General features: G+C 45.1%; 28 protein-coding genes and 1 pseudogene. 1 reads left to right on the top strand and 28 read right to left on the bottom strand.

Features of this window, described 5'->3' with window-relative positions; genetic code table 11:
• Positions 1-12: 12 nt before the first annotated feature.
• The 23 genes and pseudogenes from hslU to smc all read right to left on the bottom strand — a co-directional run bounded on the left by hslU (position 13) and on the right by smc (position 22721).
• On the bottom strand, positions 13-1401 hold the full coding sequence (hslU, locus tag CHH48_RS01885; protein WP_095217650.1) for an HslU--HslV peptidase ATPase subunit: 1389 nt from the start codon (positions 1399-1401) through the stop codon (positions 13-15).
• Positions 1402-1403: 2 nt separating this feature from the next.
• The gene (gene hslV, locus CHH48_RS01880; protein WP_093726606.1) at positions 1404-1952 is read right to left on the bottom strand and encodes an ATP-dependent protease subunit HslV; all 549 of its coding nucleotides are present in this window, start codon (positions 1950-1952) and stop codon (positions 1404-1406) included.
• Between the two features lie 15 nt (positions 1953-1967).
• The gene (gene xerC / locus CHH48_RS01875) at positions 1968-2876 is read right to left on the bottom strand and encodes a tyrosine recombinase XerC (RefSeq protein ID WP_095217649.1); all 909 of its coding nucleotides are present in this window, start codon (positions 2874-2876) and stop codon (positions 1968-1970) included.
• Between the two features lie 336 nt (positions 2877-3212).
• Positions 3213-3504: pseudogene (locus CHH48_RS20000) on the bottom strand (FAD-dependent oxidoreductase); the annotation flags it as partial.
• A 184-nt stretch (positions 3505-3688) separates the two neighbouring features.
• Entirely contained in the window at positions 3689-5767 is a 2079-nt protein-coding gene (gene topA / locus CHH48_RS01870; protein WP_095217648.1) for a type I DNA topoisomerase, read from the bottom strand.
• A 149-nt stretch (positions 5768-5916) separates the two neighbouring features.
• Positions 5917-6813, bottom strand: a complete 897-nt coding sequence (gene dprA, locus CHH48_RS01865) for a DNA-processing protein DprA (RefSeq protein WP_095217647.1) — start codon at positions 6811-6813, stop codon at positions 5917-5919.
• 62 nt (positions 6814-6875) lie between these two features.
• Positions 6876-7778, bottom strand: a complete 903-nt coding sequence (sucD, locus tag CHH48_RS01860) for a succinate--CoA ligase subunit alpha (RefSeq protein WP_095217646.1) — start codon at positions 7776-7778, stop codon at positions 6876-6878.
• Between the two features lie 18 nt (positions 7779-7796).
• Positions 7797-8957 carry an ADP-forming succinate--CoA ligase subunit beta gene (sucC, locus tag CHH48_RS01855; RefSeq protein WP_095217645.1) on the bottom strand — a complete coding sequence of 387 codons (1161 nt, stop codon included), beginning with the start codon at positions 8955-8957 and terminating at the stop codon, positions 7797-7799.
• Between the two features lie 200 nt (positions 8958-9157).
• Positions 9158-9433, bottom strand: a complete 276-nt coding sequence (locus CHH48_RS01850; RefSeq protein ID WP_095217644.1) for an EscU/YscU/HrcU family type III secretion system export apparatus switch protein — start codon at positions 9431-9433, stop codon at positions 9158-9160.
• Positions 9430-11205 carry a hypothetical protein gene (locus tag CHH48_RS01845; protein ID WP_095217643.1) on the bottom strand — a complete coding sequence of 592 codons (1776 nt, stop codon included), beginning with the start codon at positions 11203-11205 and terminating at the stop codon, positions 9430-9432. Before CHH48_RS01845 ends, CHH48_RS01850 begins: the two co-directional genes overlap by 4 nt.
• 15 nt (positions 11206-11220) lie before the next feature.
• Positions 11221-11997, bottom strand: a complete 777-nt coding sequence (locus tag CHH48_RS01840) for a ribonuclease HII (RefSeq protein ID WP_245840280.1) — start codon at positions 11995-11997, stop codon at positions 11221-11223.
• Between the two features lie 82 nt (positions 11998-12079).
• On the bottom strand, positions 12080-12931 hold the full coding sequence (gene ylqF / locus CHH48_RS01835; RefSeq protein ID WP_095217641.1) for a ribosome biogenesis GTPase YlqF: 852 nt from the start codon (positions 12929-12931) through the stop codon (positions 12080-12082).
• Between the two features lie 15 nt (positions 12932-12946).
• Positions 12947-13504, bottom strand: a complete 558-nt coding sequence (lepB, locus tag CHH48_RS01830; RefSeq protein WP_095217640.1) for a signal peptidase I — start codon at positions 13502-13504, stop codon at positions 12947-12949.
• 85 nt (positions 13505-13589) lie between these two features.
• The gene (gene rplS, locus CHH48_RS01825; RefSeq protein WP_038560133.1) at positions 13590-13934 is read right to left on the bottom strand and encodes a 50S ribosomal protein L19; all 345 of its coding nucleotides are present in this window, start codon (positions 13932-13934) and stop codon (positions 13590-13592) included.
• Between the two features lie 130 nt (positions 13935-14064).
• On the bottom strand, positions 14065-14793 hold the full coding sequence (gene trmD, locus CHH48_RS01820; RefSeq protein ID WP_095217639.1) for a tRNA (guanosine(37)-N1)-methyltransferase TrmD: 729 nt from the start codon (positions 14791-14793) through the stop codon (positions 14065-14067).
• Positions 14790-15311 carry a ribosome maturation factor RimM gene (gene rimM / locus CHH48_RS01815; RefSeq protein ID WP_095217638.1) on the bottom strand — a complete coding sequence of 174 codons (522 nt, stop codon included), beginning with the start codon at positions 15309-15311 and terminating at the stop codon, positions 14790-14792. The genes trmD and rimM overlap by 4 nt, the downstream gene beginning before the upstream one ends.
• 15 nt (positions 15312-15326) lie before the next feature.
• The gene (locus CHH48_RS01810) at positions 15327-15710 is read right to left on the bottom strand and encodes a YlqD family protein (protein ID WP_095217637.1); all 384 of its coding nucleotides are present in this window, start codon (positions 15708-15710) and stop codon (positions 15327-15329) included.
• A 70-nt stretch (positions 15711-15780) separates the two neighbouring features.
• Positions 15781-15996 carry a KH domain-containing protein gene (locus tag CHH48_RS01805; protein ID WP_342747511.1) on the bottom strand — a complete coding sequence of 72 codons (216 nt, stop codon included), beginning with the start codon at positions 15994-15996 and terminating at the stop codon, positions 15781-15783.
• Between the two features lie 26 nt (positions 15997-16022).
• The gene (gene rpsP / locus CHH48_RS01800; protein WP_095217635.1) at positions 16023-16295 is read right to left on the bottom strand and encodes a 30S ribosomal protein S16; all 273 of its coding nucleotides are present in this window, start codon (positions 16293-16295) and stop codon (positions 16023-16025) included.
• Positions 16296-16374: 79 nt separating this feature from the next.
• Complete coding sequence (gene ffh, locus CHH48_RS01795; RefSeq protein WP_038560118.1) at positions 16375-17718, bottom strand: signal recognition particle protein; 1344 nt, start codon at positions 17716-17718, stop codon at positions 16375-16377.
• A 12-nt stretch (positions 17719-17730) separates the two neighbouring features.
• Positions 17731-18054, bottom strand: coding sequence for a putative DNA-binding protein (locus CHH48_RS01790; protein WP_095217634.1), 324 nt, complete (start codon positions 18052-18054; stop codon positions 17731-17733).
• 74 nt (positions 18055-18128) lie between these two features.
• On the bottom strand, positions 18129-19139 hold the full coding sequence (gene ftsY, locus CHH48_RS01785) for a signal recognition particle-docking protein FtsY (protein ID WP_095217633.1): 1011 nt from the start codon (positions 19137-19139) through the stop codon (positions 18129-18131).
• Between the two features lie 15 nt (positions 19140-19154).
• Positions 19155-22721, bottom strand: coding sequence for a chromosome segregation protein SMC (gene smc, locus CHH48_RS01780; protein WP_095217632.1), 3567 nt, complete (start codon positions 22719-22721; stop codon positions 19155-19157).
• A 135-nt stretch (positions 22722-22856) separates the two neighbouring features.
• On the opposite strand from smc, the gene CHH48_RS01775 reads away from it, so the two are divergent.
• Positions 22857-23078, top strand: coding sequence for a DUF1128 domain-containing protein (locus CHH48_RS01775; RefSeq protein WP_038560108.1), 222 nt, complete (start codon positions 22857-22859; stop codon positions 23076-23078).
• Between the two features lie 37 nt (positions 23079-23115).
• Here the strand turns inward: CHH48_RS01775 and rnc are convergent, their stop codons facing one another.
• From rnc to plsX, 5 genes are all read right to left on the bottom strand, one after another.
• Positions 23116-23799 (bottom strand): ribonuclease III, encoded by a 684-nt coding sequence (gene rnc, locus CHH48_RS01770; protein WP_095217631.1) that lies wholly within the window; start codon positions 23797-23799, stop codon positions 23116-23118.
• A 93-nt stretch (positions 23800-23892) separates the two neighbouring features.
• Complete coding sequence (acpP, locus tag CHH48_RS01765; RefSeq protein WP_038560102.1) at positions 23893-24126, bottom strand: acyl carrier protein; 234 nt, start codon at positions 24124-24126, stop codon at positions 23893-23895.
• A gap of 67 nt (positions 24127-24193) precedes the next feature.
• Positions 24194-24934: a 3-oxoacyl-[acyl-carrier-protein] reductase gene (fabG, locus tag CHH48_RS01760; RefSeq protein ID WP_095217630.1), complete on the bottom strand. Its 741-nt coding sequence runs from the start codon at positions 24932-24934 to the stop codon at positions 24194-24196.
• On the bottom strand, positions 24935-25885 hold the full coding sequence (fabD, locus tag CHH48_RS01755) for an ACP S-malonyltransferase (RefSeq protein WP_095217629.1): 951 nt from the start codon (positions 25883-25885) through the stop codon (positions 24935-24937).
• Positions 25882-26895, bottom strand: a complete 1014-nt coding sequence (plsX, locus tag CHH48_RS01750) for a phosphate acyltransferase PlsX (protein WP_095217628.1) — start codon at positions 26893-26895, stop codon at positions 25882-25884. Before plsX ends, fabD begins: the two co-directional genes overlap by 4 nt.
• Between the last annotated feature and the right edge of the window lies 1 nt (position 26896).

Genomic DNA, 26896 nt, shown 5'->3' with positions numbered 1-26896 from the left:
CCTCCTGTAATGTTATAAAATATATTGGCTCAGATCTTTATTTTTTGCGATTGATGCTAGTTTGTCATCTACGTAGCTAGGGGTAATCTGAATTGTCCCCATGTTGATATCAGCTGCTTCGAAGCTTAAGTCTTCCAGCAGCTTCTCCAAGATGGTATGAAGACGACGAGCACCGATATTATCTGTTTCCTGATTCACTTCAAAAGCCACTTCCGCTAATCTGGTAACAGCTTCGTCCGTAAACTCCACATTTATACCTTCTGTCTCCAATAATGCCTTATATTGCTTCAGCAATGCGTTTGATGGCTCGATAAGAATCTTCTTGAAATCCTCGACAGATAGCTTCTCCAATTCAACACGGATCGGAAAACGCCCCTGCAGCTCCGGTATTAAATCAGACGGCTTTGCCATATGAAAGGCCCCTGCTGCTACGAACAAAATATGATCTGTCTTAACAGGTCCGTATTTTGTTGTCACAGTAGAACCTTCTACGATTGGAAGAATATCTCGCTGGACACCTTCTCGGGATACATTAGCACCTTGTTCGCCTTTAGCAGCAACTTTATCTATTTCATCGATGAAGATGATTCCGGCTTGTTCTACCAGTTGTACTGCTTCCTGCGATACTTCGTCCATGTCGATCAGCTTTTGCGCTTCCTGCTGAACAAGTAGCGGTCGTGCTTCAGATACAGGCAAACGACGCTTTTTCTTTTTCTTCGGCATGAATTGCCCCAAAGCATCCTGCATATTCATCCCCATCTGCTCCATACCGGATCCTTGAAGCATATCGTACATGGAGGATTGCTGCTCCTCAATCTCAATTGTTACCATAGTGTCTTCTAACTCGCCCATATCGAGCATCCGTTCTGTACGAGCTCGTTTGGATTCGATTTCATCAGAAGGTTTTTCTTCTGGCTCTTCACTCTGCTGCTGGTTAAAGAGCATCTCGAATGGATTTTTGAAATTATTCGCCTGCTTTTTCGTCTCAGGAACAAGCAGTTTAACGAGTCGCTTCTTGGCTTGTTCTTCGGCTTTATCCTGTACAGCTTCCATCTTGTTTTCCCGCACAAGCCTTACGGAAGCTTCAGCCAAATCCCTTACCATCGATTCTACATCACGGCCGACATAGCCGACTTCAGTGAATTTCGTTGCTTCCACTTTAATGAATGGTGCCCCAACGAGTTTCGCCAGCCTTCTGGCGATCTCTGTTTTACCAACACCTGTCGGTCCGATCATCAGAATATTTTTCGGCGTTATCTCATCGCGTAAATCACTATCAAGCTGCATGCGGCGATAACGGTTCCTTAATGCCACCGCTACTGATCTCTTGGCATTTTGCTGACCGATAATATATCGATCCAGCTGCGCTACGATTTGTTTCGGGGTTAAGTTAGCCTCCATCATTACGCCTCCAATGTCTCCAACGTGATTTGATCGTTCGTGAATACACAAATTTCTCCAGCAATCTCAAGCGCAGCCTGAGCAATTTCAGCTGCCGACTTCTCTTCGGAGTATCTTTTCAGAGCGCGTCCTGCGCTTAAGGCAAAATTGCCGCCTGAGCCGATAGCCAGAATATCATCATCCGGTTCAATGACTTCCCCAGTTCCTGAAACAAGAAACATTTGCTCTTTGTTCATCACGATCAGCATCGCTTCCAGCTTCCGAAGGACTTGATCACTGCGCCATTCCTTCGCTAATTCCACTGCAGCTCTGGCAAGGTTGCCGTTATATGCTTCCAGCTTACCTTCGAATTTCTCAAAAAGCGTAAACGCGTCAGCTACCGAACCAGCAAAGCCCGCCAGCACCTGACCTTTGAATAATCTTCTGACTTTTTTTGCTTTATGTTTCATGACAACTTGGTTGCCGAGTGTCACCTGTCCATCTCCAGACATTGCGCACTCACCTTTATGACGTACGGCGAAAATAGTGGTGGCATGAAATTCAGAACTCATGGCTATCCATCTCCTTTAATCCCGATTCGCTCTCGGATGGGTATTCATATATATCGTACGCAGCCGATCTTTCGTCACATGCGTATAAATCTGTGTAGAGGACAGATGCTCATGACCAAGCAATTCCTGCACAGCACGCAAATCAGCACCTTCATTCAGCATGTGCGTGGCAAATGTGTGGCGCAGCTTGTGCGGATGCAGGTGCATATGTACAGCGGACTGCTCAACTAGTTTATTCAGGATGAGACGAATCCCCCGTTCCGTAATCGGTTTTCCTCTGCTGTTTAAGAACAGTTTGTCGGTATCTTCCTGCGCCTTTTCTAAAAGACGATTGCGGCCATCCTGCAAATATCTCTGAGTTGCTTTTTCCATGAAACTGCCAAACGGAACATACCTCTCCTTACGTCCCTTACCGCGGACAAGGACTGTCCCGATAGAGAAATCTATGTCGCCTGATGTTATACCTGCACACTCACTGACACGCATACCAGTACCATACAAACACTCAAGGATAGCTTGATCCCGCTGTCCCAGCGGAGTTTCCAAATCAGAAGCTTCGAACAGTTTCTCAAGCTCTTGTTCGTAAAGGAAGCTGGGTACATAAGCAGGTGCCTTTGGCTGAACAAGCCGCAAAAATGGGTTTGACGTGACAATATCTTCCCGCTCCAGGTACTTGTAAAAAGAACGGAGACTGGATATCTTCCGAGATACCGTCCGTCTTGATAGCTTCTTCTCATATAATCGTGTAAGAAAAACGCGTACTACTCCCGGATCTACTTGTTCAAACGAAATAGATTCCGAATGAAGGAATTCAAGGAAAAAATTCACATCATTCAGATAATAGTAAACCGTATGCGGGGAAGCATGCTTCTCCACTTGCAAATAAGATTTGAACTCTTGAACGAACTGTTCTGCATTTTTCAATTTAATCGCCTCACTTCAAGCGTATAAAGCTTATCATAACTTCAAGCAGAGAAGCAAACGTTAGAAATTAAATTGTAGAAAAATTCTGAATTGAAGTCAATGTACGGTTAGCATAAGTTTAATTACAATTTTGCTTATATTTTAATCATCTTATTCAGTTCATGGATCAAACCGAAGTTAGCGTTTATTAGCTAGATCCTCACTGTTTGCATGCTTTATATAATGTGCAATAACTTCCGATTAAAGTAAGTATGGAATTCGACAAGGTTGTAAAGTGTTCTTCGGTGTCATCCTAACGAGACCGAACGTCTGCATATGGTTTTCCCCATTTTACGAATCCTTCAATCCTGCCGGCTTCAGCGAACCGAAGAGTACATCATTTCACCACATTCTGTCACCGCTTCAATCAGCATGGCATCCTGAGATGTAGATCTCTTTCTCGAATTCTTTCAAAGGTACCGTTTCAGCTTAAACAAGCGCTTGCTAGAAATGATAGATTCTCTTTTCTTTTTCGTCATCGACAGTTCAAATAAGCAGCTTCACCTTTGTCATTGCGTGATTTTAGGTATACTCTGTACATATTGATGCTGGCCTTTTCAATGATCGGAGCAGTTACATCATAGAAATGACGAATCCATTTGTCATACGGTATTTCCCCTCAAGTGTGTCAAGCAAAATTCCTTTCCAATCCGTTATTATAGACCTCGTATAAAACTGTGTCAAATCATTTCCGGTTCCTGCTCTTGTTTTCACAAAGTCTTAACAATTCAAACAAAAGACTCCGGCTATCATTAAGCCGGAGTCTTTTCGTACTACTGCTGAACTTCTTCTTTATAATCACAGCTGGAACATGTAATCTGCGTTCCCTTTTTCGCTTTCTTCTCGACAAGCATGGAGTCACATTTCGGACATGGTCTCGAGATCGGTTTATCCCAGCTGAGAAAATCACAGTCTGGGTACTGATCGCAGCCGTAGAATACGCGGTTTTTCTTCGACTTACGTTCGACAACTTCGCCTTCCTTACATTTCGGACAAGTTACTCCGATCTTTTTCAGAATCGGCTTCGTATTACGGCAATCCGGGAAATTGGAGCAAGCGAGGAACTTACCGTAGCGCCCCATTTTGTATACCATCTCATGCCCGCATTCCTCACAATCGATACCAGCAGGTTCATCCCGTATCTCGATTTTTTCCATTTCCTGCTCCGCTTTTTCCAATCTTGTGTCGAAGCCTTTATAGAATTCATCGATGATAGTGACCCATTGTGTCTTACCTTCCTCAACGTGGTCAAGATCTTCTTCCATCTTCACTGTGAACTCCAAATCAATGATCTCCGGGAAAAATTCCTCCAGAATATCAATTACAATTTCTCCTAGTTCTGTCGGTACGAAACGCTTGTTGTCGAGCGTTACATAGCCGCGGCGCTGAATTGTATCCAGTGTCGGTGCAAAGGTAGATGGACGGCCGATTCCCTGTTCTTCCATCGTACGGACAAGCCGAGCTTCCGTATAGCGCGGAGGTGGCTGTGTGAAGTGCTGGTTCGGTGTGATTTCCTCCGCCTTCACTGTCATGCCTTCTTCCAGATTCGGAAGCAGCCTGTCTTTTTCACTCTTGTTATCATCATTACCTTCCACATAAACCTTCATGAATCCCTTGAATTTAACCTTGGATCCTGTTGCCCGGAACTCTACACCCTCATTTACAAGGTGAACGGTCATTGTATCCAGGACAGCCTGTGCCATCTGACTTGCAGTGAAACGTTCCCAGATGAGTTTGTACAATCTGAACTGATCACGTGACAAGATTGCTTTTACACTATCTGGGTGCCGGTACGCAGACGTTGGGCGAATACCTTCATGGGCATCCTGAGCACCTTCGGTTTGTTTCGTTTTTGCACCTGAACCAAGGAACTCTTCGCCATACGTTTCTTTGATGTAATTGGCTGATTCTTCTTTGGCTGTGTTAGATATACGAGTGGAGTCGGTACGCATATAGGTGATCAGACCAGTGATTCCGCCTTCTTTTTTACCTAAATCAATTCCCTCATAAAGCTGCTGCGCCACCATCATTGTCTTACGAGCTCGGAAATTGAGTTTGCGCGCTGCTTCCTGCTGCAGGGAAGACGTCGTGAATGGAGCTGCTGGGTTTCGTTTACGTTCCCTTTTGTTCACTCTATCGACTTGGAAATCATTTCCGTTCAATTTTTCGAGAATCTCATTGACTTCTTCTTCGGACGCGAGGCCTACTTTCTCACCATCTACTCCGTAAAATGATCCTTCAAAACTGCTTTTTCCGGATTGGAAAGCTGTATCTATTGACCAGTATTCTTCTGGAATGAATTTCTTGATCTCGTTTTCACGATCCATAATCATCTTCACGGCTACAGATTGGACACGTCCGGCACTCAGGCCTTTCTTCACTTTCTTCCATAGCAGCGGGCTAATATTATATCCGACAAGTCGGTCTAGGATACGCCGAGCCTGTTGAGCATCAACCAAATCCATATCGATACTGCGCGGATGCTTGAAGGACTCCTTGATCGCATCCTTCGTAATCTCATTGAAGACCACACGACACTCAGAAGTCTCATCGATGTTTAAGCTATGCGCCAAGTGCCATGCAATCGCTTCACCCTCACGATCGGGATCGGCTGCGAGATATACTTTCTTTACTTTCTTGGCTGCACTTTTCAATTCTTTGAGCACAGGTCCTTTTCCTCGGATAGTGATGTAGCGAGGTTCAAAGTCTTCTTCTACATTGATACCCATCTGACTTTTCGGCAAGTCACGGATATGTCCCATGCTTGCTTTTACTTTATATTTTTTACCTAGATAACGTTCGATTGTTTTCGCTTTAGCTGGAGATTCCACGATTACAAGATAATCTGCCATATTGTTTCCTCCCAAGAGGTTTTCTTTTTCTGTTTATTTTTTATATATTGTCCGATAAATCTTCCCTATTATTAAATACTTATATTCCGTTTGTCAAACATAACTTGCTATATTTTGTAATAAAGCATACAGAAAAAAGCAAGTTTCTACTATATAAAGTGTATCCATTTCGACTTATTACGTTCCCATTCGTCAATCAGCTGACCCGGTTCAAAGATGATTCCGGCTCCTTCTGAAATCATCTGATGACAGCCTGCTGTCCGGTCCTCCAGAGGGTCTCCGGGTATAGCAAATACATCTCTTCCCTGTTCCAATGCATGCATGACGGTATGCATTGTACCGCTATGTTTTTTGGCTTCGACTACTAGGGTACAGAAACCGAGTCCACTGATGATTCGATTCCGTTCCGGAAAATGATGCTGCTGCGGATGCTGATCGGGATAATACTCACTGAGAACAAGCTGTGTCACTGCTAATTTGTCAAATAACTCCTGATTCGAACGAGGGTATATTTGACGTAAACCGCCTCCTAATACAGCTATTGTATTGCCATTACTGCGAATCGCTGCTTGATGCGCCATACTGTCGATTCCCTTTGCCATACCGCTGATAATTGTCCACCCGGCAGCAGCTAGCGGAGCTAAAAAATAAGCCACCTTATCGGCAGCAGCCTTCGTTGGCTGACGAGTGCCGACTACGCTGATTGCAGGCAGACTGCCAAGGAGCTCGATATTGCCAGCAGCATAAAGTACAAGCGGAGGATCAGGTATGTGCCTTAGAGCAGCTGGAAAAGCTTCATCAAAGCAAGTTAAAGTGCAAAAGGTCTGCATGTCCTGCTCCAAAGAGGTAAGATGTGTTTCGTCCTGCAGTTCGTGGAACAATGTAAGTGCAAAAGATTCGGGGAGCTGATAATAACTCATCAGTTCATGGAAGGATGAATGTAGAAGGTTGTCCAATCGAGGATCGAGTGTGAGGATACGCTGCATGACCTTACGCCGTCCCCGCAGCACTCGGTGCAGCAACAATAATCTTTTACGTTTCTCCAATTTACCACTCCTGTCTCTGAAAAAGATAAGAAAGCGGACCGAATAATCGGCCCACTTTCATCTTAATGCGTTTGACAGATTTCGTACAGTCCCTTTTCTTTCAGCACTTCAATCAAAGTTTCTCCCATAACTGCTGGCGTATTCGCTACTTTTACACCACAAGCTTCCAAGACTTTGATTTTTTCGTCAGCTGTGCCTTTTCCACCAGAGATGATGGCACCAGCATGGCCCATACGTTTACCTGGAGGTGCCGTTGCACCGCCGATGAAACCGACGACAGGTTTGTTCATATTTTGACGGATCCATTCGGCAGCTTCTTCTTCCGCTGTACCGCCGATTTCTCCGATCATGATGACCGCTTTCGTCTCTCTGTCTTCATTGAATGCTTTCAAAACATCGATAAAATCCGTTCCGTTAACTGGGTCCCCACCGATACCAACCGCAGTGGATTGGCCAATGCCAGCTTGTGTGAGCTGATGCACTGCTTCATACGTCAAGGTACCAGACCGTGATACAACGCCGATATGTCCTTTTTTATGAATATATCCAGGCATGATACCAATTTTGCACTCTTCCGGTGTGATGACACCAGGACAGTTCGGACCGATCAATCTTGTCTTCTTACCTTCCATCGCTCGCTTCACACGAACCATGTCCATAACTGGAATATGCTCTGTAATACAGATGACCAGATCAAGCTCCGCGTCCACAGCTTCTAAAATCGCATCAGCTGCAAAAGCTGCCGGAACATAGATTACTGAAGCAGTTGCGCCAGTTTCGTGTACTGCCTCTTTCACTGTATTATAAACAGGTACGCCTTCCACTTCGGTACCGCCTTTTTTTGGCGTAACACCGGCAACAATCCGGGTACCGTATTCAATCATCTGCTTTGTATGGAAAAGCGCCGTAGATCCAGTAATACCTTGTACGAGTACTCTTGTTTCCTTATTAATAAAAACACTCATGAATTTGTACCTCCCCCGTTAGTTTACAAGTGCGACGATTTTCTCTGCTGCATCTGCCATGGACGCTGCCGATGTGATGTTCAATCCGGACTCCTCGAGCAGCTTCTTGCCCTGCTCCACGTTCGTTCCTTCCAAACGCACGACAAGCGGAATTTCCAATCCGACTTGACGGGATGCACCAATTACACCTTCAGCAATAACGTCACATTTCATAATGCCTCCGAAAATATTGACTAAGATACCTTTGACATTTTGATCAGCCAGAATGATTTTGAAGGCCTCGGTAACTTTTTCAGTCGTAGCACCGCCCCCAACATCGAGGAAGTTAGCGGGATCTCCGCCGTAATGCTTGATAATATCCATCGTAGCCATTGCGAGACCCGCACCGTTTACCATGCAGCCGATATTCCCATCAAGGGAAATATAGCTCAAATCATGCTTAGAAGCTTCGATTTCTTTTTCATCTTCTTCATCCAAGTCGCGAAGCGCGACGATATCTTTATGTCTGTATAGTGCGTTTTCGTCAAAATTCAGTTTGGCATCAAGCGCCAATACTTGACCATCGCCAGTCGTAACAAGCGGATTAATCTCAGCAATGGAGCAATCCTTCTCTACGAAAGCCTGATACAAGCTCATCATGAACCCGACAGCTTTGTTCAGCGATTCTGGCGGAATATTAATAGCAAATGCCAATCTTCTAGCTTGGTAGCCAGTCAAACCGACAACAGGGTCGATCGCTTCCCGGAAGATTTTCTCCGGTGTCTCTGCTGCAACTTCCTCGATCTCTGTACCGCCTTCTTCAGACGCCATCATTACGATTCGGGATGTGCTGCGATCAAGAACAAGACCGATATAATACTCTTTCTGGATATCACAGCCCTCTTCGATTAGAAGTCGTTTCACTTCTTTTCCTTCTGGGCCTGTCTGATGCGTTACAAGCGTCTTGCCTAAGATTTCCTCGGCGTATGTACGAACTTCATCCAAGCTTTTCGCTACTTTCACACCGCCTGCTTTCCCGCGTCCGCCAGCGTGGATCTGCGCTTTGACAACGCATACATTTGTGCCCAGGCCTTGCGCCGCTTCCACAGCTTCCTCGACACTGAATGCCACTCTACCAGCAGGAACAGACACACCAAATTCACGCAAAACCTCTTTGCCTTGATACTCATGAATATTCATTCTGTACCCTCCCCGTCAGATTCCGTGCAAGACTATTGTAAACGATTTCTTCTGCAAAAGTCTACCAAAAACTATGGAAAAGACAGAATCTACATAAAACTTATAAGGACGAATAAAGAAGAGGATGCCTTTTTGCTGAAAATTTATGAAAATGCTTTCATAAGAGAATTTATGGAAAAAGCATCCCATCAAAGAGACGCTTATTTCCCTGCCTGCTTGTCTGCCTGGTAAATGAATGCAAAGACCTCTGCCACTGCCTCATAGAGATCCGCTGGAATCATCTCGTTTACTTCCAACTCCGCCAATAGACCTACTAAAGCCGGATCTTGCTGGATCGGCACACCATTATCCTGAGCACGTTTTATGATTGCCTCGGCAGTCAGGCCCTTCCCGCTTGCCGCAAGGACCGGCGCCTGCTTTTTGGCAGCGTCATATTTCAGGGCCGCTGCTTGCCGAACGTACCTTTTCTCTGTCATATGCGATAGTCGACACCTTTCTGTTCGGTATGTACAGCATGCAAGCTTGTATCAACATAGCTTGCTTCTTTTGCATTGTTGCTGATCGTATATTTTACAGAAGAAAGATGATAGCCGAATGTATTGAGTGCTGATTTTAGCTTTTGCTGAAGCGGACGCATGACTTGTTCTGCTTTCCCTTCTTCTGTATAAATATGCAGACTGACAGCCTTTTTCTGTACGTACATATCTACTACCATGTCATCGAGAAAAGGTAAATACAAATAAAACAAAATACGGCAGTGATCAGAAGATAACTGTCCGTCAGCTTCTTTTCTGCCCTCCAGCTCCATCAAAATATCTTTATCGAATCCAAACGGAGCGCCTGAAAGCTGAAGCTGGATGTAAGCCATTTGTTTATCATCCTGAACCTGAAGCAGCTGGCTTCCGGTAATTTGCTGAAGAAGCTGAGAGGAGAGCTCTGCTCTTTCACTACCTTGTGCTGCGTGCTGCAGGAGCAAACCTTTTAAAGGCAGATCCGTAGCATCGGCATCGTTTAAATCGTGTTCATATGAAAATCCAGTCTGCCTTACAATATCTTGGAGCAGATTTTTGAAAAAATCTCCATCTTTGCTTTGCTCATTCGTTTGTGTCACCTGGAGAAGCTGGAGTAATTCTGTACTCTTCGCTTGCAGCTGCTGGTTATCTACATTCCCTTTTGCCAGCTGGCTGTATATGTCTTGAGCCATTGGTGCTGACTGAAAGGGTTCCAAAGCTGTACGCAGACCGGTGATTATTTCATGAGGCAGCGACCGATCCGGAAACATACTAAGGAGCTGCCGGACCGTCGACAGCGTAGTCTGGAGGCTCTCTTGGGCAGCCGGAGATTGCTTACCGACAAGTTGCATCTCGGATATGAAACTATCAAGTGCTTGAGAAAACGGCAGTATACCTGTTGTTCTGTTAGATGAACTCCCAGATTCCTGAATTAACTGCTGCGGAACACTTCTGCCTACATCCATTTGCTTATCATATGCCAGCCATTCTCTTTGCCAGACAGTAAAGGATGGCACAGCAGCAGGTAAAGACGGGCGGATAGCTTGATACATATCCTGTTTTCCTGCTTGTGCCTCTTGGATAATCTGCTTTACAAGCTGCTGTTCATGCACTGCTGGACCAGCAGGCGCCAGTTTCCCGAGCATCTGTTGAAGTGGCGTTGCTTTATCACTACCGACTGGTACAGTATTGGTGAGTTCACGAAGGGAAGCTGTCATATCTTGTGTCTGTCGCGCCGTGATAGCTTGGAGGACACTTTCTGTTAAGGGCAGCTGCCGCTGAAGCATAAGCTGCAGCGCTTGTTTCCTTACTTCCACAGGCTGCAATTCTTTCTGCTGCAAAAGATTTAGTGCTTGTTTCAGCTGAGGCATCGTAAATGCAGTCTGCTGTTTCATCAAGCCTTCCACTAAGCTTGTATTCATTTTATTCGGTTTCATACCAGCAAGCTCAATTAACTGAGAAACATCAGCTTGGTTCCCAGCGGTTTGGGGCAAAACCTGCAATAAAGGACGCTCTCCTCCTTCTTTTACTTCAAACCAATAAGTACCTCCTGCAGTCAGTGATGCCTGCAATTCTGCAATAACTTGCTTGGCACCGATTTGCAGCAATGCTTTGTTATCAGGAAAAAACTTCGTAATCTTTCCGGTTACGACCTCCCCTGGCCTAAAGTTTCTTTCCTCTTGCGGCTGCTGAGCTTGCTTAATACCTTGAGAGCTTTGGATACTAAGGTGATGCATGATGTCACTTCCTTCTTAAACGCGGGAAAGATCTTTGACAGGAGCAAAGCTCAGTCGATGTAATGGGGTAATCCCTTGCTTACGCAATGCTTCCAGATGCTGCTTGGTTCCATAGCCCATATGATCTTTGAAGCCATAACCTGGATAGGCTGTATCCGCCTCTTGCATCATCCGATCTCTTGTCACTTTCGCAATGATACTTGCTGCTGCAATCGAAACACTGCGCTGATCTCCCTTGATCAAGGATTCATATGTACAAGACAATTCTGAGAGAGGCATAGCATCTACCAGCACATGGTCCGGCTGACATTCCAACTCATCGACAGCCTCCAGCATTGCTTGTTTGGCAGCTTGATAGATATTGATTTCATCAATTCTTTGGCTGGTTACGATACCTACTCCATAGGCAATACAAGTGTCGATAATTTGCTCATATAAAGCTTCCCTTTTCGCCTCGCTCAACTGTTTCGAATCATTCAAGCCTGCTATGTAGGCATCTCTTGGCAAGATTACTGCTGCTGCAACAACCGGACCCGCGAGCGGACCTCTGCCCGCTTCATCTATACCCGCGATATACTGCTTCCCTTTCTCGTAATAGGCGTTTTCAAAGCTGCACATATGATCGTATTGCTCGCGAAGCTCCTGTTCTTTCACTTGTTTCCTTTTATGGGCGTCCATAAGCTTCTGAACACCTGTACGATGATCCTCTTGCCAGGATGAAAGCATCTCCTCCGAATATGTTCCTTCCTGTAAGTGAGCTCGTATCTGCTGGATCGTCAATACATCTTTCATAAACAATCTCCCTTTTCTCTGTTTATCGGTTATGTAGACAAAAAATAAAGACATACATAAAAGAAATATGTATGTCCGTTTCTTACACTGTTGGTTTTTCGAATGTCACATTCGTAATCCGCTTACTGCGGAGATCCCGAATAATGATCTCGTACGTTTTTTCATAATTAATTTCACCGCCAGCTTCAAGCGCACCTCGGAATCGTCCGATATGGGTGAACATTTCGACTGTGTCCATGGAAATATCCTCTATCGCATATCTTTGTGCAACCTGCTTCGGATAGTGCTCTTTCAGATAGTTAAGAATAAACGTTGCTACTTCCTCCATTGGCAAAATCTGATCTTTGATCGTACCAATGGCAGCAAGCACTAAACCAACCTGCGGGTCTTCGAATTTCGGCCAAAGAATCCCTGGTGTATCCAGCAACTCGAAATCCTTCTTCACTTTGATCCACTGCTGCTGCGTGGTAACACCTGGACGATCGCCTGTCTTTGCAATTTTTTTACTTGCTAGCCGATTGATGAGTGTTGATTTTCCAACGTTAGGTATGCCGATAATCATCGCACGACCAGGCGGTGGATTCTGCACGCCTCTGCGCTTCCATTTTTCCCGTTTCGCAGCATGCATATCATGTGCGCGCTGGACAACACGCTGTATGTCGTTTTTCTCATCAGCATTGACAGAAAGAGCTGGTGTACCTTTTTCCTCATAATACCGGATCCATGCATCAGTAACCGATTTATCAGCCAAGTCTTTCTTCATAAGTACGACCATTTTCGGTTTGTCGCCCAGCACTTTGCGAAGCATCGGATTCTGTGATGCTTCTGGTGCCCTTGCATCCACCAACTCGATGACAAAGTCTACGAGCTTTAGTTTTTCTTCTACTTCTCTTCTAGCTTTGGCCATATGGCCGGGAAACCATTGAATCGTCACGAGAATATGTTCCTCCTATTTTGTCAGACCGATGCGATCAAGCGGCCAGAACGTTAGCTGTACTTTACCGACGATCTGATCTTCCGGTATTAAGCCGATGTATCTGCTATCGGTTGAATTTCTGCGATTATCCCCGAGTACGAGCACATAGCCCTCTGGAATCTCCTCGTAATTGCCCGGCAGATCTTCAAGAGTGAAATCATTCGTCAGGTTACCGCCATCTGCAAGCGCCTCTTTCTCACTGTCCAGATAAGGCTCATCCACGATTTCACCATTTATATACAATGTATCATCGATCATTTCGACATGATCTCCCGGCACACCAATCACCCGTTTGATGTAATCCTTCGATTCAGTAGCGTGAAAGACTATAATATCTTTCTGTTCAGGCTCACCGAAACGGTAGCTTATCTTATTCACTATCATAAAATCATTATCATGCAAGGTTGGCTGCATGGAAGGTCCGTCAACTACAATCGGAGCAAACAGGAACATCCGAACTACCACCGCAATAATGACAGCGATGATTAAAGCCTTCAGCCAATCTAGCCATTCATTTTTCTGTTTGGCCATCTATAAGCCTCCAATTGTCTACTAGATCTATTTGGTCTATATAGCAAAAAAAGAGCTTGACGAAGCAAGCTCTCTTTTCTGGTACTTAGCGGATTTCTTTGATACGAGCAGCTTTTCCGCGAAGTTTACGTAGGTAATAAAGTTTCGCACGACGTACTTTACCACGACGGCTAACTTCGATTTTTTCCAAACGTGGGCTGTGTACTGGGAAAGTACGTTCTACACCAACGCCTGAAGAAATCTTACGTACTGTGAAAGTTTCTGAAATTCCGCCGTTTTGACGTTTGATAACGACACCTTCGAATAACTGGATACGCTCACGTGTTCCCTCTACTACTTTAACGTGAACTTTAACCGTATCTCCGGGACGGAATTCAGGATGATCAGCGCGAAGCTGTTCTTTTGTAATGTCATGAATTAATTCCTGCATTCTGTTCAACTCCTTCTCACCAATGCTCATTCTCGTAAAAATACGACAGCGGAACATTGTAATATGGCGCTTACCGTTGTAAGCACAGCATTTAATATACCATACTTGGCTTATGAATTCAAAGTATTATTCAATCTTTTTGCCACTTTTTCACTTGATCACGTTCTTTGTCAGAAAGCTCTGCATCCGATAGAAGATCAGGCCTTCTTGTAGCTGTTCGGTAAAGCGATTGCTCCCGGCGCCAAGCTTCTATTTTACCATGATCACCAGAGGTAAGAACTTCCGGCACCTGCATGCCTCGGAAGTCGGCAGGGCGCGTATAATGGGGGTGTTCCAGCAGTCCTGTCGAGAACGAATCCTCAGGTGCAGAAGAAGCATTGCCCAAAACATCAGGCAGAAGACGGACAACACTGTCCATAACCGCCATCGCACCGATTTCTCCTCCGGTCAGTACATAGTCACCGATAGAGATCTCATCTGTCACAATGTTTTCACGGATACGTTCATCGTATCCTTCATAATGACCGCAAATGAAAATCAGATGCTCCTCTTTCGCCAATTCTTCCGCTTTCTTCTGGTTATACGGCTCACCCTGCGGACACATGAGAATGACACGAGGCTTGGCAGAGCCCTCTGTCACATGTTCAATCGCATCAAAGATTGGCTGCGGCGCCAATACCATACCTGCTCCGCCGCCATACGGATAGTCATCTACTTTTTTATGCTTGTTTGTCGTGAATTCCCGAAAGTTCACCAGATTCGGCTGAAAGGCTCCAAGCTCTTGGGCTCTTTTTAGAATGGAATGCTGCAGCACGCCTTCAAACATTTCCGGAAATAGCGTCAGAATGTCAATTCTCATAGATCCAGCAATCCTTCCATCGGTTCAATAACGATGCGTTTGCTTTCAATATCAATCTGTTTAACGACTTGTTCTATATAAGGCACTAGCAGATCCTTCTGCTTCGTACGTTGTACAACCCAAACATCGTTTGCGCCAGGGGACAGGATCTCTTTCACCTTGCCGAGCGCCTCTCCTTCAACTGTCTCAACTGTACAGCCGATAATCTCGTGGTAATAGAACTCATCCTCTTCCAAATCGCTGAGCTGATCCTCGCGAACTTTCAGGATACCACCCTTCAATTCTTCCACTTGATTAATCGTTGTATACCCTTGGAAAGTAAGCAAATCGAAAGTCTTATGCTTGCGATGTGTGTTTACAATCAGCTTTTGGGGCTTACTGTTTTCGTCCTGGTACCAATACAATTCTTCTCCCGGCTCAAAGCGTTCATCGAAATCCGTGATTCGTACGACCCGGACTTCTCCAGCTATTCCATGTGTATTGACGACTTTTCCTACATTATACATTTTTATATCCATAGTTTATCACCTTCATTATTCTATCCGGATGACAATGCCATCTTGGATGACGATTTTTTTCGATGCAAGCTCGTCCCATTTCATGCCTACTTCAACTTCAACAAGAGCTTCAACCTCTTGAATCATGATCTCACTGCCAATCGGCAGCACGTCCAGCTGCGAAAGCTGGAATGCGATCGTAGCCGCTTTTTCCTCTCGTTTCCGGATTTCTGCCTGGAAACGTTTGTGCACATCCTGTTTGGATACACCTTGTTTCTTTTCGAGTTTTCGTTTCTCGAACAACAGCTGTTGACACTCTTGGTCAAGTTGACGCGCTGTCTTTTGAAGACGTTCTCTGAGTGCTGTTTTGCTGGATTCAGTGATCACTTCATCGACGCGCAAGCTTCGGATTATCTTCATCGGACACCTGGCTTTCTGCTGGAAAAACTTTTTTTACATTGTAAAAAAGGGAAAGGTTTCCCTCTCCCTTTTACACTATGTCCAGATAAATGCGTTTTTTGTGATCAGCGGATGCAGCACGCAGCACTGCGCGAAAGGCACGAGCATTACGGCCGTCCTTGCCGATCACTTTGCCAATATCAGATTCATGCACCTGAAGCTGATAGATGACCTTATGCTGTTCTTCCCTTTGATGCACGACGATCTGCTCAGGAAAATCAACAAGCGGAGCAACCATCGCTTCAATGAGTGCTTTCAGAATCGATCAGCCCTTTACTTCTGGTTTTTTGAGTCGTGGAACTTTTTCAAGATTCCTTCGTTAGAGAAAAGGTTACGAACTGTGTCGCTTGGCTTAGCGCCTTTAGCCATCCAGTCCATCGCTTTTACTTCATCCAATTTAACCTCAGCTGGGTTAACTGTTGGGTTATATGTTCCGATTTGCTCGATAATACGTCCGTCACGAGGAGAACGAGAATCAGCAACTACGACACGATAGAAAGGGTTTCTTTTAGAACCCATACGTTTTAGACGAATTTTAACTGCCATGTTGTTGCACCTCCAAAATAATGTTTCTCACAAGATATGATTGTATCAGATTAAATAACCACTGTAAAGGGTTTTTACATTACATAAAAGGAAATTTCATTCCGCGCCCTTTTTTACCCTTTTGCATGTTCGTCATTTGCTTCATCATCTTCTTCATATCTTCGAATTGTTTCAGCAAACGATTGACTTCGGATACACTGCGGCCAGAGCCTTTTGCGATCCGTTTCTTGCGGCTGGCATTGATTAAAGACGGCTCCTGCCGTTCCTTGCGTGTCATCGATTGGATAATCGCTTCGACGTACACAAGCTGCTTCTCATCCAGCTGGACGTTCTTCATGTTCTTCATCTTGCCTGCGCCAGGAAGCATATCCAGAAGGTCACCAAGCGGCCCCATTTTCTTCACCTGACTCATCTGCTCGAGGAAATCGTCGAAAGTGAAGCTCATACTGCGCATTTTCTCTTCCAAGTCGCGCGCTTGCTTCTCATCGACGTTTTCTTGTGCTTTCTCGATTAGTGAAAGCACATCTCCCATGCCAAGGATACGAGAAGCCATTCGTTCCGGATGGAAGGCTTCCAGCTGGTCTGTGCGCTCTCCCATACCGACGAATTTAATAGGTTTCCCGGTTACAGCACGAATGGATAGTGCAGCCCCGCCTCGTGTATCACCATCAAGCTTCGTTAATACAACACCAGAAATATCAAGCTGGCTATCAAAGCTCTCCGCTACATTTACAGCGTCTTGACCTGTCATTGCATCTACCACAAGGAAGATTTCTGCAGGTTTGACGTTCGTTTTGATTTGTGTCAGCTCATCCATCAGCTTCTCATCTACATGCAAACGGCCAGCCGTATCAATGATGACATAATCATGATGCTCTTCTTTCGCTTTCTTGATCGCCTCATTAGCAATATCGACTGGGTTTGCTTCTGTCCCCATCGAAAATACCGGCAGGCTAAGCTGCTTGCCAAGTGTCTCTAGCTGATCGATAGCAGCCGGTCGATATACGTCAGCTGCTACGAGCAACGGATTACGGTTATGTTTCTTGCGCAAAAGGTTTGCTAGCTTGCCTGTTGTTGTCGTCTTACCCGCACCTTGCAAACCAACCATCATGATGACAGTCGGCGGTCTGTCTGCGACAGCAATCTTGCTCTGCTCGCCGCCCATAAGCTGTGTCAGTTCTTCCTGAACAACCTTGATAACCTGCTGACCAGGTGTAAGGCTCTCCATTACTTCCTGACCGATAGCTCGCTCTTTGATCTTGTTGATCAGCTGCTTCACAACTTTGAAGTTAACGTCTGCTTCCAAAAGCGCCAGTCGTACTTCACGTGTCATTTCTTTTACGTCTTGTTCTGTAACTTTACCGCGCCCGCGAATTTTCTGTATCGTACTCTGCAGTCGGTCGGCTAATCCTTCAAATGCCATGGAATCGACCTCCTAATCTAATTCTTTTATCTTTTGGATCAAGTCTTTTGCTCCGGACTGGCTGGAGTCCATTATTTCTTCCAGCTCATCCAGCAGCGTGCTCCTCTCCTTGAAGCGATCATAAAGATGCAGCTTTTTCTCATAGCTTTCTATCATCGCTTCTGTACGCCGGATATTATCATAGACTGCCTGACGGGAAACTTCAAATGTTTCCGCAATTTCTCCAAGTGACAAATCTTCCAGATAATACATTTCCATATAACTGCGCTGCTTTGGTGTAAGCAGTGCCTGATAAAAATCGAACAAATAGTTCATCCGAGTTGTTTTCTCTAACATGAGCCGCACCCCTTGTTAAGTGAAATGCCTTTACAAAATTGTAGCCAACCTAGTGCGCAGCTGTCAAGAAACTGCTATTCCGCCTGTTCCTCATCCTGCATTAAATCAGCGAATAGACCATATACAAAGGCATTTGGATCAAATTCCTGCAAATCCTCCATTTGTTCGCCTAGACCGACAAACTTGACCGGGATTTTCATCTCGTTCCGGATCGCCAAGACAATACCACCTTTAGCTGTTCCATCCAGCTTGGATAAAACGATACCAGAGACATTGGCTGTTTCTTGGAATGTCTTCGCCTGTGCAAGAGCATTCTGCCCTGTTGTTGCATCCAGTACGAGTAGCACTTCATGCGGTGCTCCTGGTACTTCACGTTCGATAACACGATGTACTTTGTTCAGTTCATTCATCAGATTCACTTTATTTTGCAAACGGCCGGCTGTATCACAAAGAAGTACATCTGCACCACGAGCCTGTGCCGCTTTAATACCATCATAGATAACAGCTGCAGGATCACTGCCAGCATTGTGGCGAATCACTTCTACACCAGTCCGCTCTCCCCATACTTGCAGTTGTTCGATCGCTCCTGCCCGGAAAGTATCTCCTGCGGCCATGACGACTTTCTTGCCTTCCTGCTTCAGCTTATACGCCAGCTTACCGATACTAGTTGTCTTGCCGACACCGTTGACGCCGACAAACAAATAAATCGTAAGTCCATCATCATTCATTTTTAGCTTCTGCGGCTGTTCATCTTCATCACCTTGGTATATTTCAACCAGTTTCTCAGAGATGACATCCTTCAGCTGAATACTATCCTTGATGTTCTGGCGTTTTGCTTCCATACGGAGCTCATCCACGAGATCCATCACTGTGTTCACACCTACATCGGAAGCGATAAGTACTTCTTCCAATTCCTCAAAGAAGTCCTCATCCACTTTTCGATAACGTGCCATCAAATTATTCATCCGATCAGAGAAGGAAGTACGGGTCTTTTTCAGACCTTCTTTGTACTTTTCAGGTGTTTGCTGATCTGTTTCGTTGCTTGTATTAGAGAATTTGTTTTTCAGTTTCTGAAAAAAGCTCATTTTGTTCTTCCTTTCTTATACCTTCACTAGTGCAGGCGCGTCTTCCAGACGGACAGAAACCAATCTAGAAACGCCGGATTCCTGCATCGTCACACCATAGAGAACGTCTGCTTCCTCCATTGTACCTTTTCTGTGTGTTATGGCAATGAACTGGGTCTTTTCGCTGAATTGCTTCATGTATTGAGCAAAGCGGCTGACGTTTGCGTCATCCAGAGCTGCTTCCACTTCGTCCAGGATACAGAATGGTACAGGCCTTACACGCAAAATGGCAAACAGCAAGGCAATTGCTGTCAAAGCACGCTCTCCGCCCGAAAGCAAACCTAGATTCTGCAGTTTCTTACCTGGCGGCTGCGCGATAATATCAACTCCAGTATCAAGCAGATTATCAGAATCGGTCAGCTTCAGCTCCGCGTGTCCTCCGCCAAAGAGCGAACGGAACACTTCCGTGAATTCTGTTTTTATTTTATTGAACACATCTTCGAACAGACGTTTCATTTCTTCATCCATTTCGTCAATAACGGCAAGCAAAGTTGATTTCGCCTGATAAAGGTCGTCCTTTTGTTCAGTAAGGAAGCTGTATCTTTCATTAATCCGGTCAAATTCCTCTATTGCACCTACATTGACGCTGCCGAGTTCCGAAATAGCACGCTTAATCAGCTTAACTTCAGTTTGGGCAGTTTCGATATCTTCTGCTCTACCAAACGTCGCCAATGCTTTTTCAAAGGTCAGGGAATAGCTTTGCTGCAAATTCATCAGACGGTTTTCCAGCTCTACATCCAAACGGTTCGAGCGGACTTCCTGATCTTGTACTTGCTGCACCAGATTCTGATGAAGACGATTTGCTTCTTTAACAGACAGCTCTTCTTGCTGCACCCAGTCATAGCGCTCCTGCCGTTCTGCTTTACGTTCCTCGATCAGTGTTGTTGTCTGCTGCTTGTGCTGTTGCTTCACTGTGATCAGCTCTGCAATCTCTTCCTCTGTCTGTCCTTTCTCACCAACTTCAGCCATTTGCTGCAGCACCCGCTGCTGTTCTTCATACTTCTGCTTCGTCAGCTCTAGCTGTTCTGTAAACTCACTGAGCCGCTGCTGCTGGTTTTCAAGCTTAGCAAGGCTTTCTGCAGACCGTATCTGGAGTGCCTGATGTTCTTCCCGTTTAATTTCCTTAGTCTGCTGCCATGCCTGGTGAGCTTCTGTCAGTTCACTAATCTCCCGTTGAATATCCTGGAGCTGCTGGTCCAAACCGGCAAGTTCTGCCTGGAGCTGCTCGATGCGTTTTTCCACTTCTTCTCGTTCTGTGTCATACTGCGCATTATCCTGGTCATACATAGTGAGATTATCATTGGCATGCATAAAGCGGATGCTCGTTTCGGTGAATGCTGCCTGGAGCTCCTGTTCCGCTTCCTGCAGCTGCTTCAAGCTATGTCGGGTTTCCTCTGCTGAAGTTTCCAATTGCTGAAGTTCTTCTTTCAGCTGCGCGACTTTACGTTCGAATACCTCCGTACGTGCCTGGAAATCAGACAGTTTCTCCGTGACTTCCTGCATTTCCTTTTCTCTTGTAAACAAAGATTGACTGTTGCGCTTTTGCGCTCCGCCAGTCATAGATCCTCCAGGGTTTACAACATCACCTGTCAGCGTAACAACGCGGTAACGTCTGCCAAGAGCAGCAGCAATGTCATTGGCATGCTGAAGGTCTTCTGCGATGACCACATTACCTAACAGGAAATCAACTGCCCGCTTGTACTGGGGATCAACCTGAATGAGATCTGCTGCAATACCGATGAATCCTTCCCGAGTGGAAGCATTGCCCAGTACATTCACAGGGATCTGTTTTGGCTGAATCGATGAAAGCGGCAAGAATGTCGCACGGCCGTTATGTGTCTGTTTCAGCCAATTGATTGCCTGACGGGCACTTGCTTCCGTATCGACCACGATATGCTGGGCTTGACCTCCAAGAGCTGTCTCCATCGCAGTGACATACGCAGATGGTACATCAATTAATTCGATGACAGCACCCTCAATTCCCTCGAGCTTTTGATCTTGGCGCGCTTTGAGGACTGCTTTTACCCCTTGGAAAAATCCTTGGAACTCCTCTTTCATCTCTTGCAGCATTTCCTGCTTGGAACGAAGCTTCTCAATATGCTGGTACCCGGTGTACAGCTTGTTCTGTGCTTCTTGATACTGCTCCCGTTTTTGAGCTGCTTCCATCCGAAGTGAATCTGCTTTCTCCTCAGCACGCTCGCGGCTTTCGGTAGCATCTTTGAGACTCTCAGACAATTGCTCTCTTTTTTCACTAATTTCATCACGATTCAAAACGACGTCTTTGTATTTTGTACGCTGACGTTCTTTTTTCGCATCAATACCAGTGAGCTGCTGTTTGAGTGAGTTAGTCTCATTCCGCTTAGCAGCTTGTTCATTCAGTAAATCGATATAATCGCTTTTCTTTTCTTCGATTTGTTCACTCAAATCTTCCTGCGTACGGGATAGCTGTTTGTCCAAAGATCGCAAGTCTGATTTAATTGCTTTGTTCTCTGTATCCAACGTAACCAGAGCTGCTTGCTCCTGGTCCAGTTGTTTCAACTGCTGCTCTAATGTGATTCCAAGCTGTTCAGTATCTTTTTCCAGCTTTTCTTTGTTTTCTGCAAGATGCTTGGAACGCTCATTCAAAAGCTGTTTCTTGCCTTCCAAATTCTCAAGCTCTTGTGTCACGATTAACAAGGAGGCTTGCAGTTCGTCAATAGAGGCATCCAGCGCATGTAATTCTGTCTTCTCCGACTCAAGCAGCTGTTCTTTTTCTCCAATTGACTGCTTCTGTACTTCAAGCTCACGTTTATTTACTTCAAGCTCTTGGAGAACCGCTTGCCACTCCTTATGTAATTGCTCAATCTCCGCAACTAGCAATCCGATTTCGACATCTTTCAACTGGGCTTTTTTCTCCAGAAAATCTTTTGCGATAGCAGCTTGTTCACGCAATGGTTCAAGCTGTCCTTCAATTTCATACGTAATATCTTCTACTCGGTTTAAATTCTCCTGCGTTTCTGCTAACTTATATTCTGCCTTCTTCTTTCGCTGCTTGTATTTTAAAACGCCTGCAGCTTCTTCGAAGATAGACCGCCTTTCTTCTGGTTTGGAGCTTAGGATTTCCTCTACCTTCCCTTGACTAATAATGGAGAAGGCTTCTCTTCCTAATCCAGAATCCATGAACAAGTCAATGATATCTTTCAGACGGCAGCTTTGGTTATTGATCAAAAACTGGCTTTCTCCAGAACGGAATACCCGTCTGGTCACACTCACTTCCTGATACTCCAGCGGTAACGTCTGATCGGCATTGTCCAATACAAGTGTCACTTCCGCTACATTAAGCGCTTTTCTCGTATCACTGCCCTGGAAGATAATATCTTCCATTTTGGATCCTCGCAGACTTTTTGCCGACTGCTCGCCTAATACCCAACGGATGGCATCGGTTATATTACTTTTCCCGCTTCCATTCGGACCTACCACTGCCGTTACACCTGGTACAAAATCAAGTGTCACTTTTTCGGCAAATGATTTGAATCCGACGGTTTCTAATCGTTTCAGGAACATACTCATTCTCCTATATTGAAAGCTTATCGCTTATTTCTGCATTATTAATGGTTTCTCTTTTGTTTTTAACTTATTTATTTTATCATAAACTAAAGGTACATAATAGGTATCAATTACGTCAAAGGAGGCTCGCCCATGAAGCTCGAACAGGCATCTGAGGAGAATTTGTCCATCCTCATTAATGGCATCGCCGACCGGCTTGTCGTCGTCAACCGTTCTATCATGCAGCCAGAAGACTACCAGATTGAGAAGTATGATGATATTAAGTTTTTATATGATCATATTGAATCAAAAGGACAGCTCAGTGTATCTGAGACAGAAGCATTTATCCAGGAGCTGGCGAACTACCGAAAATAAAAAACGGCGGAGGCTAACTTGCTCTCCGCCGTTTTTTCTATTCAGTTAAAGCTTCCAAAGCAATACGGGCAGCCTGCTGTTCTGCTTCCTTTTTGGTCCGGCCTACTCCTGTACCGACAAGTTCTCCCTGAACCTTCAGCTCTGCAACGAATTCACGGCTATGAGCAGGACCTCTTTCATCAACAATTGTATACGTAATCACTTTATCTTTATCCTGCTGAATAACCTCCTGCAGTCTGCTCTTGTAATCCATCGCATGTGAAAAAGCACCTTGGCTGATTTTTGGAAAGACGATTTTTTCGAAAAATCCGAGTACCACATCGAAATCCTGGTCGAGATACAATGCACCGACAAATGCCTCGAACACATCAGCTAACAATGCAGGACGTGTTCTGCCCCCCGTGCGCTCTTCTCCTTTTCCGAGCAGCACATATGTACCAAGATCCATTTCTTTAGCAAAGAGTACGAGGGATTCCTCTCTAACTATAGCAGCACGAAGCTTCGTCATATTCCCTTCCGGCATATCAGGATAATGCTTGTACAGAAATTGTGATACACCAAGCTCCAATACAGCATCGCCGAGGAATTCCAATCGTTCGTTATCCGTCTTCTTCAGGTGACGATGTTCATTCACATAAGATGAATGGGTCAAGGCATTCTGCAACAAAGCTTCATCGTGGAAATGGATTCCAAGCTTCTCCTGCAGTTTAAATAGGCTCATTCTGCTGTCCCCACTTTCCAATTGTTGTGATGATGCGGAGAAAGTCCCGCCTACAAAGTGACGGGACTTTCTCCTATGCATCATATTTAAATCTTACTGTTTGCTGTTTATGTAGTTTACAGCGTCGCCAACAGTAGCGATTTTTTCAGCATCTTCATCAGAAATTTCCATGTCGAATTGATCTTCCAATTCCATAACCAATTCCACAACATCAAGGGAATCTGCATCTAGATCTTCTTTGAAAGAAGCCTCTAGTGTTACTTTGGATTCGTCTACATCAAGACGATCAATAACGATTTGCTTTACTTGCTCGAATACATCTGCCATAGGAAATTCACCTCCCTTCGTTATTATAGGACATTTCGTCCCGGAAAACTACAGTTTTTTCATTGTATTACATTACCATGCCGCCATCGATATGAATCGTTTGACCAGTAATGTAATTGCTATCTTCTGACGCAAGAAAACGAACGACACGTGCAACGTCTTCCGGCTTTCCAGGTTTACCTAGCGGAATCATGCTTTGCATCGCTTGTTTCTGCTCATCTGTCATTTCATCCGTCATATCAGTTGTGATGAATCCTGGAGCAACAGCATTCACAAGAACGTTTCGCGCAGCCAACTCTTTGGCTGCAGTTTTCGTTAACCCAATGACTCCTGCTTTTGCAGCAACATAGTTAGCTTGGCCAGGATTACCGCTGACACCAACAATGCTCGCTACATTGATAATACGGCCAGCTTTTTGTTTCATCATTTGACGCGTTACTGCTTTCGTGCAAAGGAATACACCTTTCAAATTCGTCTGGATGACTGCATCGAAATCCTCTTCCTTCATACGCATAAGCAAGTTATCTCGCGTAATACCAGCATTATTCACTAGTATGTCCAAACTTCCGAATGCTTCTATAGTCTGCTTGACCATATCTTTTACGCTTTCTTCTTCTGCTACATTCGCCTGGATTACAACCGATTCCTGCCCAAGGGCACGGATTTCCTCTGCAACTGCCTCTGCCTTTTCTTTGCTTCCAGAGTAGTTTACCGCTACGTTCACTCCATTACGCGCAAGTTCTAGCGCGATTTCTCTGCCAATTCCTCGTGATGCACCTGTAACTAGTGCAGCTTTACCTGATAGCATTTATTCTTCCTCCTTGTACCACGTCAAGAACGCTTGCAGTGATTCGGGATCTTGTACATTGAACGTTGTCGTACGGCGGTTGATTTTCTTCACTAATCCGCTTAGCACTTTACCAGGTCCCACTTCGACAATAGCATCAAGTTCGTCATTTTTAAGCATATTGACAACAGTCTCTTCGAAACGGACCGGTGAGTACAACTGCTGCACGAGTAACTGCTCGATCTCTTTCTGATCTAGCACTTTTTCTGCTGTTACGTTTGCATAAACTGGAATCGATGCATCAGCTTTCTCGACGTCTGCAAGTACAGATGCGAACTCTTCCGCAGCTTGTTTCATTAAACGAGAGTGGAATGGACCGCTGACATTCAGCGGAAGCACACGTTTAGCTCCAGCTTCTTTCAAAAGCGGCTCTGCAAGTTCGATTCCTTTTTTCGTACCGGAAATGACAATCTGACCAGGGCAGTTGATATTCGCAGCATCGACAATTTCACCATGCTCTGTATCAACTGTTTGAAGAGCAGTCTTGATATCTTCCAAACTCAGGCCTAGCACTGCAGCCATAGAACCTTGTCCTGATGGATAAGCCTTTTCCATCAGCTGACCACGCTTGTTAACGAGTACAGCAGCTTCTTCTGCACGGAAAACACCAGCCGCAACAAGTGCACTGTATTCTCCTAAACTGTGTCCGGCTGTAACGACTGGTCTAACACCTTCATTCTGCAATACCTGGTAGATAGCAGCACTTGTCAGAAGCAATGCCGGCTGTGCATTTTCTGTCTTCGTCAGTTCTTCTGCCGGTCCCTCAAACATTAAGGGTGTAATTGGCTGCGGCAATAATTCGTCTGCCGCTTGGAAAAGACTTTTCACTTCATCATATTCGTTGTACATTTCCTGTCCCATGCCCACTGCTTGTGAGCCTTGTCCAGGAAACACAAAAGCTACTCGTTTCACTTAACGTCCTCCTCGTCTTTCTTTATGCTCTGGATTGTATCTTTGATAATTCCTGTTACATTATTTTCTGCCATTTGTTTTGTTTGCAAAATAGCAACTTGGATAGCGCGCGCATTGGAGGAACCGTGCGCCTTTACAAAAGGTGCAGCAAGGCCAAACAAAGCAGCACCGCCATATTCTGCATATTCTGTGCTTGCTTTAATTTCCTTCAGCTGTGGTTTCATCATAGCTGCTGCAAGCTTTGTCTTCGTGTTTTTCAAGAAGGCCTTCTTGATTGTCGAGAAGAACATCGACGCTGCTCCTTCTATTGTTTTCAGGGCTATATTACCGCTAAAGCCGTCTGTCACAACAACATCAAAATCTCCGGAAAGGAAATCACGGCCTTCTACATTACCAATAAAGTTTATTGGTGCATCACTGAGAAGCTCGAAAGCTTTCTTCGTAAGATCATTGCCCTTACCGTCTTCCGTGCCTACATTGAGCAATCCTACACGAGGATTTTTTATTCCGCGAACTTTCTCCGCATAGATGGAGCCCATTACGCCGTATTGTAATAGATGGTTTGCTTTGGCGTCAATATTGGCGCCGACATCAAGCAGGACAAATCCTTTTCCATCCACCGTCGGAAGAGTTGGCGACAATGCCGGCCGTTCGATGCCTTTAATACGGCCAACAATCATCAGCCCTGCTGTCATAATGGCACCTGTATTTCCCGCTGAAATACAAGCATCAGCTCGACCTTCTTTTACTTCCTGCGCAGTCAATACAAGAGACGACTGCTTCTTTCGCCGGATTGCCCGGACAGGTTCATCATCTGCTGTAATGTACTCCTCTGTATGTATGATCCGGATGTTAGCTGGACGGACCTCGCCAAGATGCGGTTCGATCATACTTTGATCTCCAACCAGTGTCAGCTCCAGGGATGCATCCTCTGTAGCTGCTAGCACGGCACCTTTTACTATCTCTTCTGGTGCGTTGTCGCCACCCATTGCGTCGATTGCAATTCGCATA

It is taken from the genome of Terribacillus saccharophilus, assembly GCF_002272075.1.
Classification (GTDB): Bacteria; Bacillota; Bacilli; order Bacillales; family Amphibacillaceae; genus Terribacillus; species Terribacillus saccharophilus_A.
Note: the sequence above shows the minus strand (reverse complement) of the source record. Positions and strands in the feature narration are given on the sequence as shown.

Excerpts from the sequence above, each read along its gene's own strand:
- fabG (WP_095217630.1), bottom strand. The coding sequence starts at position 24,934 with ATGCTATCAGGTAAAGCTGCACTAGTTACAGGTGCATCACGAGGAATT.
- smc (WP_095217632.1), bottom strand. The coding sequence starts at position 22,721 with ATGTTCCTGAAACGATTAGAAACCGTCGGATTCAAATCATTTGCCGAA.
- rpsP (WP_095217635.1), bottom strand. The coding sequence starts at position 16,295 with ATGGCAGTTAAAATTCGTCTAAAACGTATGGGTTCTAAAAGAAACCCT.
- rnc (WP_095217631.1), bottom strand. The coding sequence starts at position 23,799 with ATGAGCCTATTTAAACTGCAGGAGAAGCTTGGAATCCATTTCCACGAT.
- plsX (WP_095217628.1), bottom strand. The coding sequence starts at position 26,895 with ATGCGAATTGCAATCGACGCAATGGGTGGCGACAACGCACCAGAAGAG.
- lepB (WP_095217640.1), bottom strand. The coding sequence starts at position 13,504 with ATGGCCAAACAGAAAAATGAATGGCTAGATTGGCTGAAGGCTTTAATC.
- rplS (WP_038560133.1), bottom strand. The coding sequence starts at position 13,934 with ATGCAGGAATTAATTCATGACATTACAAAAGAACAGCTTCGCGCTGAT.
- topA (WP_095217648.1), bottom strand. The coding sequence starts at position 5,767 with ATGGCAGATTATCTTGTAATCGTGGAATCTCCAGCTAAAGCGAAAACA.
- CHH48_RS01840 (WP_245840280.1), bottom strand. The coding sequence starts at position 11,997 with ATGAAAGATGTATTGACGATCCAGCAGATACGAGCTCACTTACAGGAA.
- trmD (WP_095217639.1), bottom strand. The coding sequence starts at position 14,793 with ATGAGAATTGACATTCTGACGCTATTTCCGGAAATGTTTGAAGGCGTG.
- hslV (WP_093726606.1), bottom strand. The coding sequence starts at position 1,952 with ATGAGTTCTGAATTTCATGCCACCACTATTTTCGCCGTACGTCATAAA.
- CHH48_RS01775 (WP_038560108.1), top strand. The coding sequence starts at position 22,857 with ATGAAGCTCGAACAGGCATCTGAGGAGAATTTGTCCATCCTCATTAAT.
- CHH48_RS01790 (WP_095217634.1), bottom strand. The coding sequence starts at position 18,054 with ATGTTAGAGAAAACAACTCGGATGAACTATTTGTTCGATTTTTATCAG.
- ffh (WP_038560118.1), bottom strand. The coding sequence starts at position 17,718 with ATGGCATTTGAAGGATTAGCCGACCGACTGCAGAGTACGATACAGAAA.
- sucD (WP_095217646.1), bottom strand. The coding sequence starts at position 7,778 with ATGAGTGTTTTTATTAATAAGGAAACAAGAGTACTCGTACAAGGTATT.
- CHH48_RS01845 (WP_095217643.1), bottom strand. The coding sequence starts at position 11,205 with ATGCATCACCTTAGTATCCAAAGCTCTCAAGGTATTAAGCAAGCTCAG.
- CHH48_RS01850 (WP_095217644.1), bottom strand. The coding sequence starts at position 9,433 with ATGACAGAGAAAAGGTACGTTCGGCAAGCAGCGGCCCTGAAATATGAC.
- CHH48_RS01810 (WP_095217637.1), bottom strand. The coding sequence starts at position 15,710 with ATGAAGATAATCCGAAGCTTGCGCGTCGATGAAGTGATCACTGAATCC.
- ftsY (WP_095217633.1), bottom strand. The coding sequence starts at position 19,139 with ATGAGCTTTTTTCAGAAACTGAAAAACAAATTCTCTAATACAAGCAAC.
- sucC (WP_095217645.1), bottom strand. The coding sequence starts at position 8,957 with ATGAATATTCATGAGTATCAAGGCAAAGAGGTTTTGCGTGAATTTGGT.
- acpP (WP_038560102.1), bottom strand. The coding sequence starts at position 24,126 with ATGGCAGATGTATTCGAGCAAGTAAAGCAAATCGTTATTGATCGTCTT.
- rimM (WP_095217638.1), bottom strand. The coding sequence starts at position 15,311 with ATGGATATAAAAATGTATAATGTAGGAAAAGTCGTCAATACACATGGA.
- hslU (WP_095217650.1), bottom strand. The coding sequence starts at position 1,401 with ATGGAGGCTAACTTAACCCCGAAACAAATCGTAGCGCAGCTGGATCGA.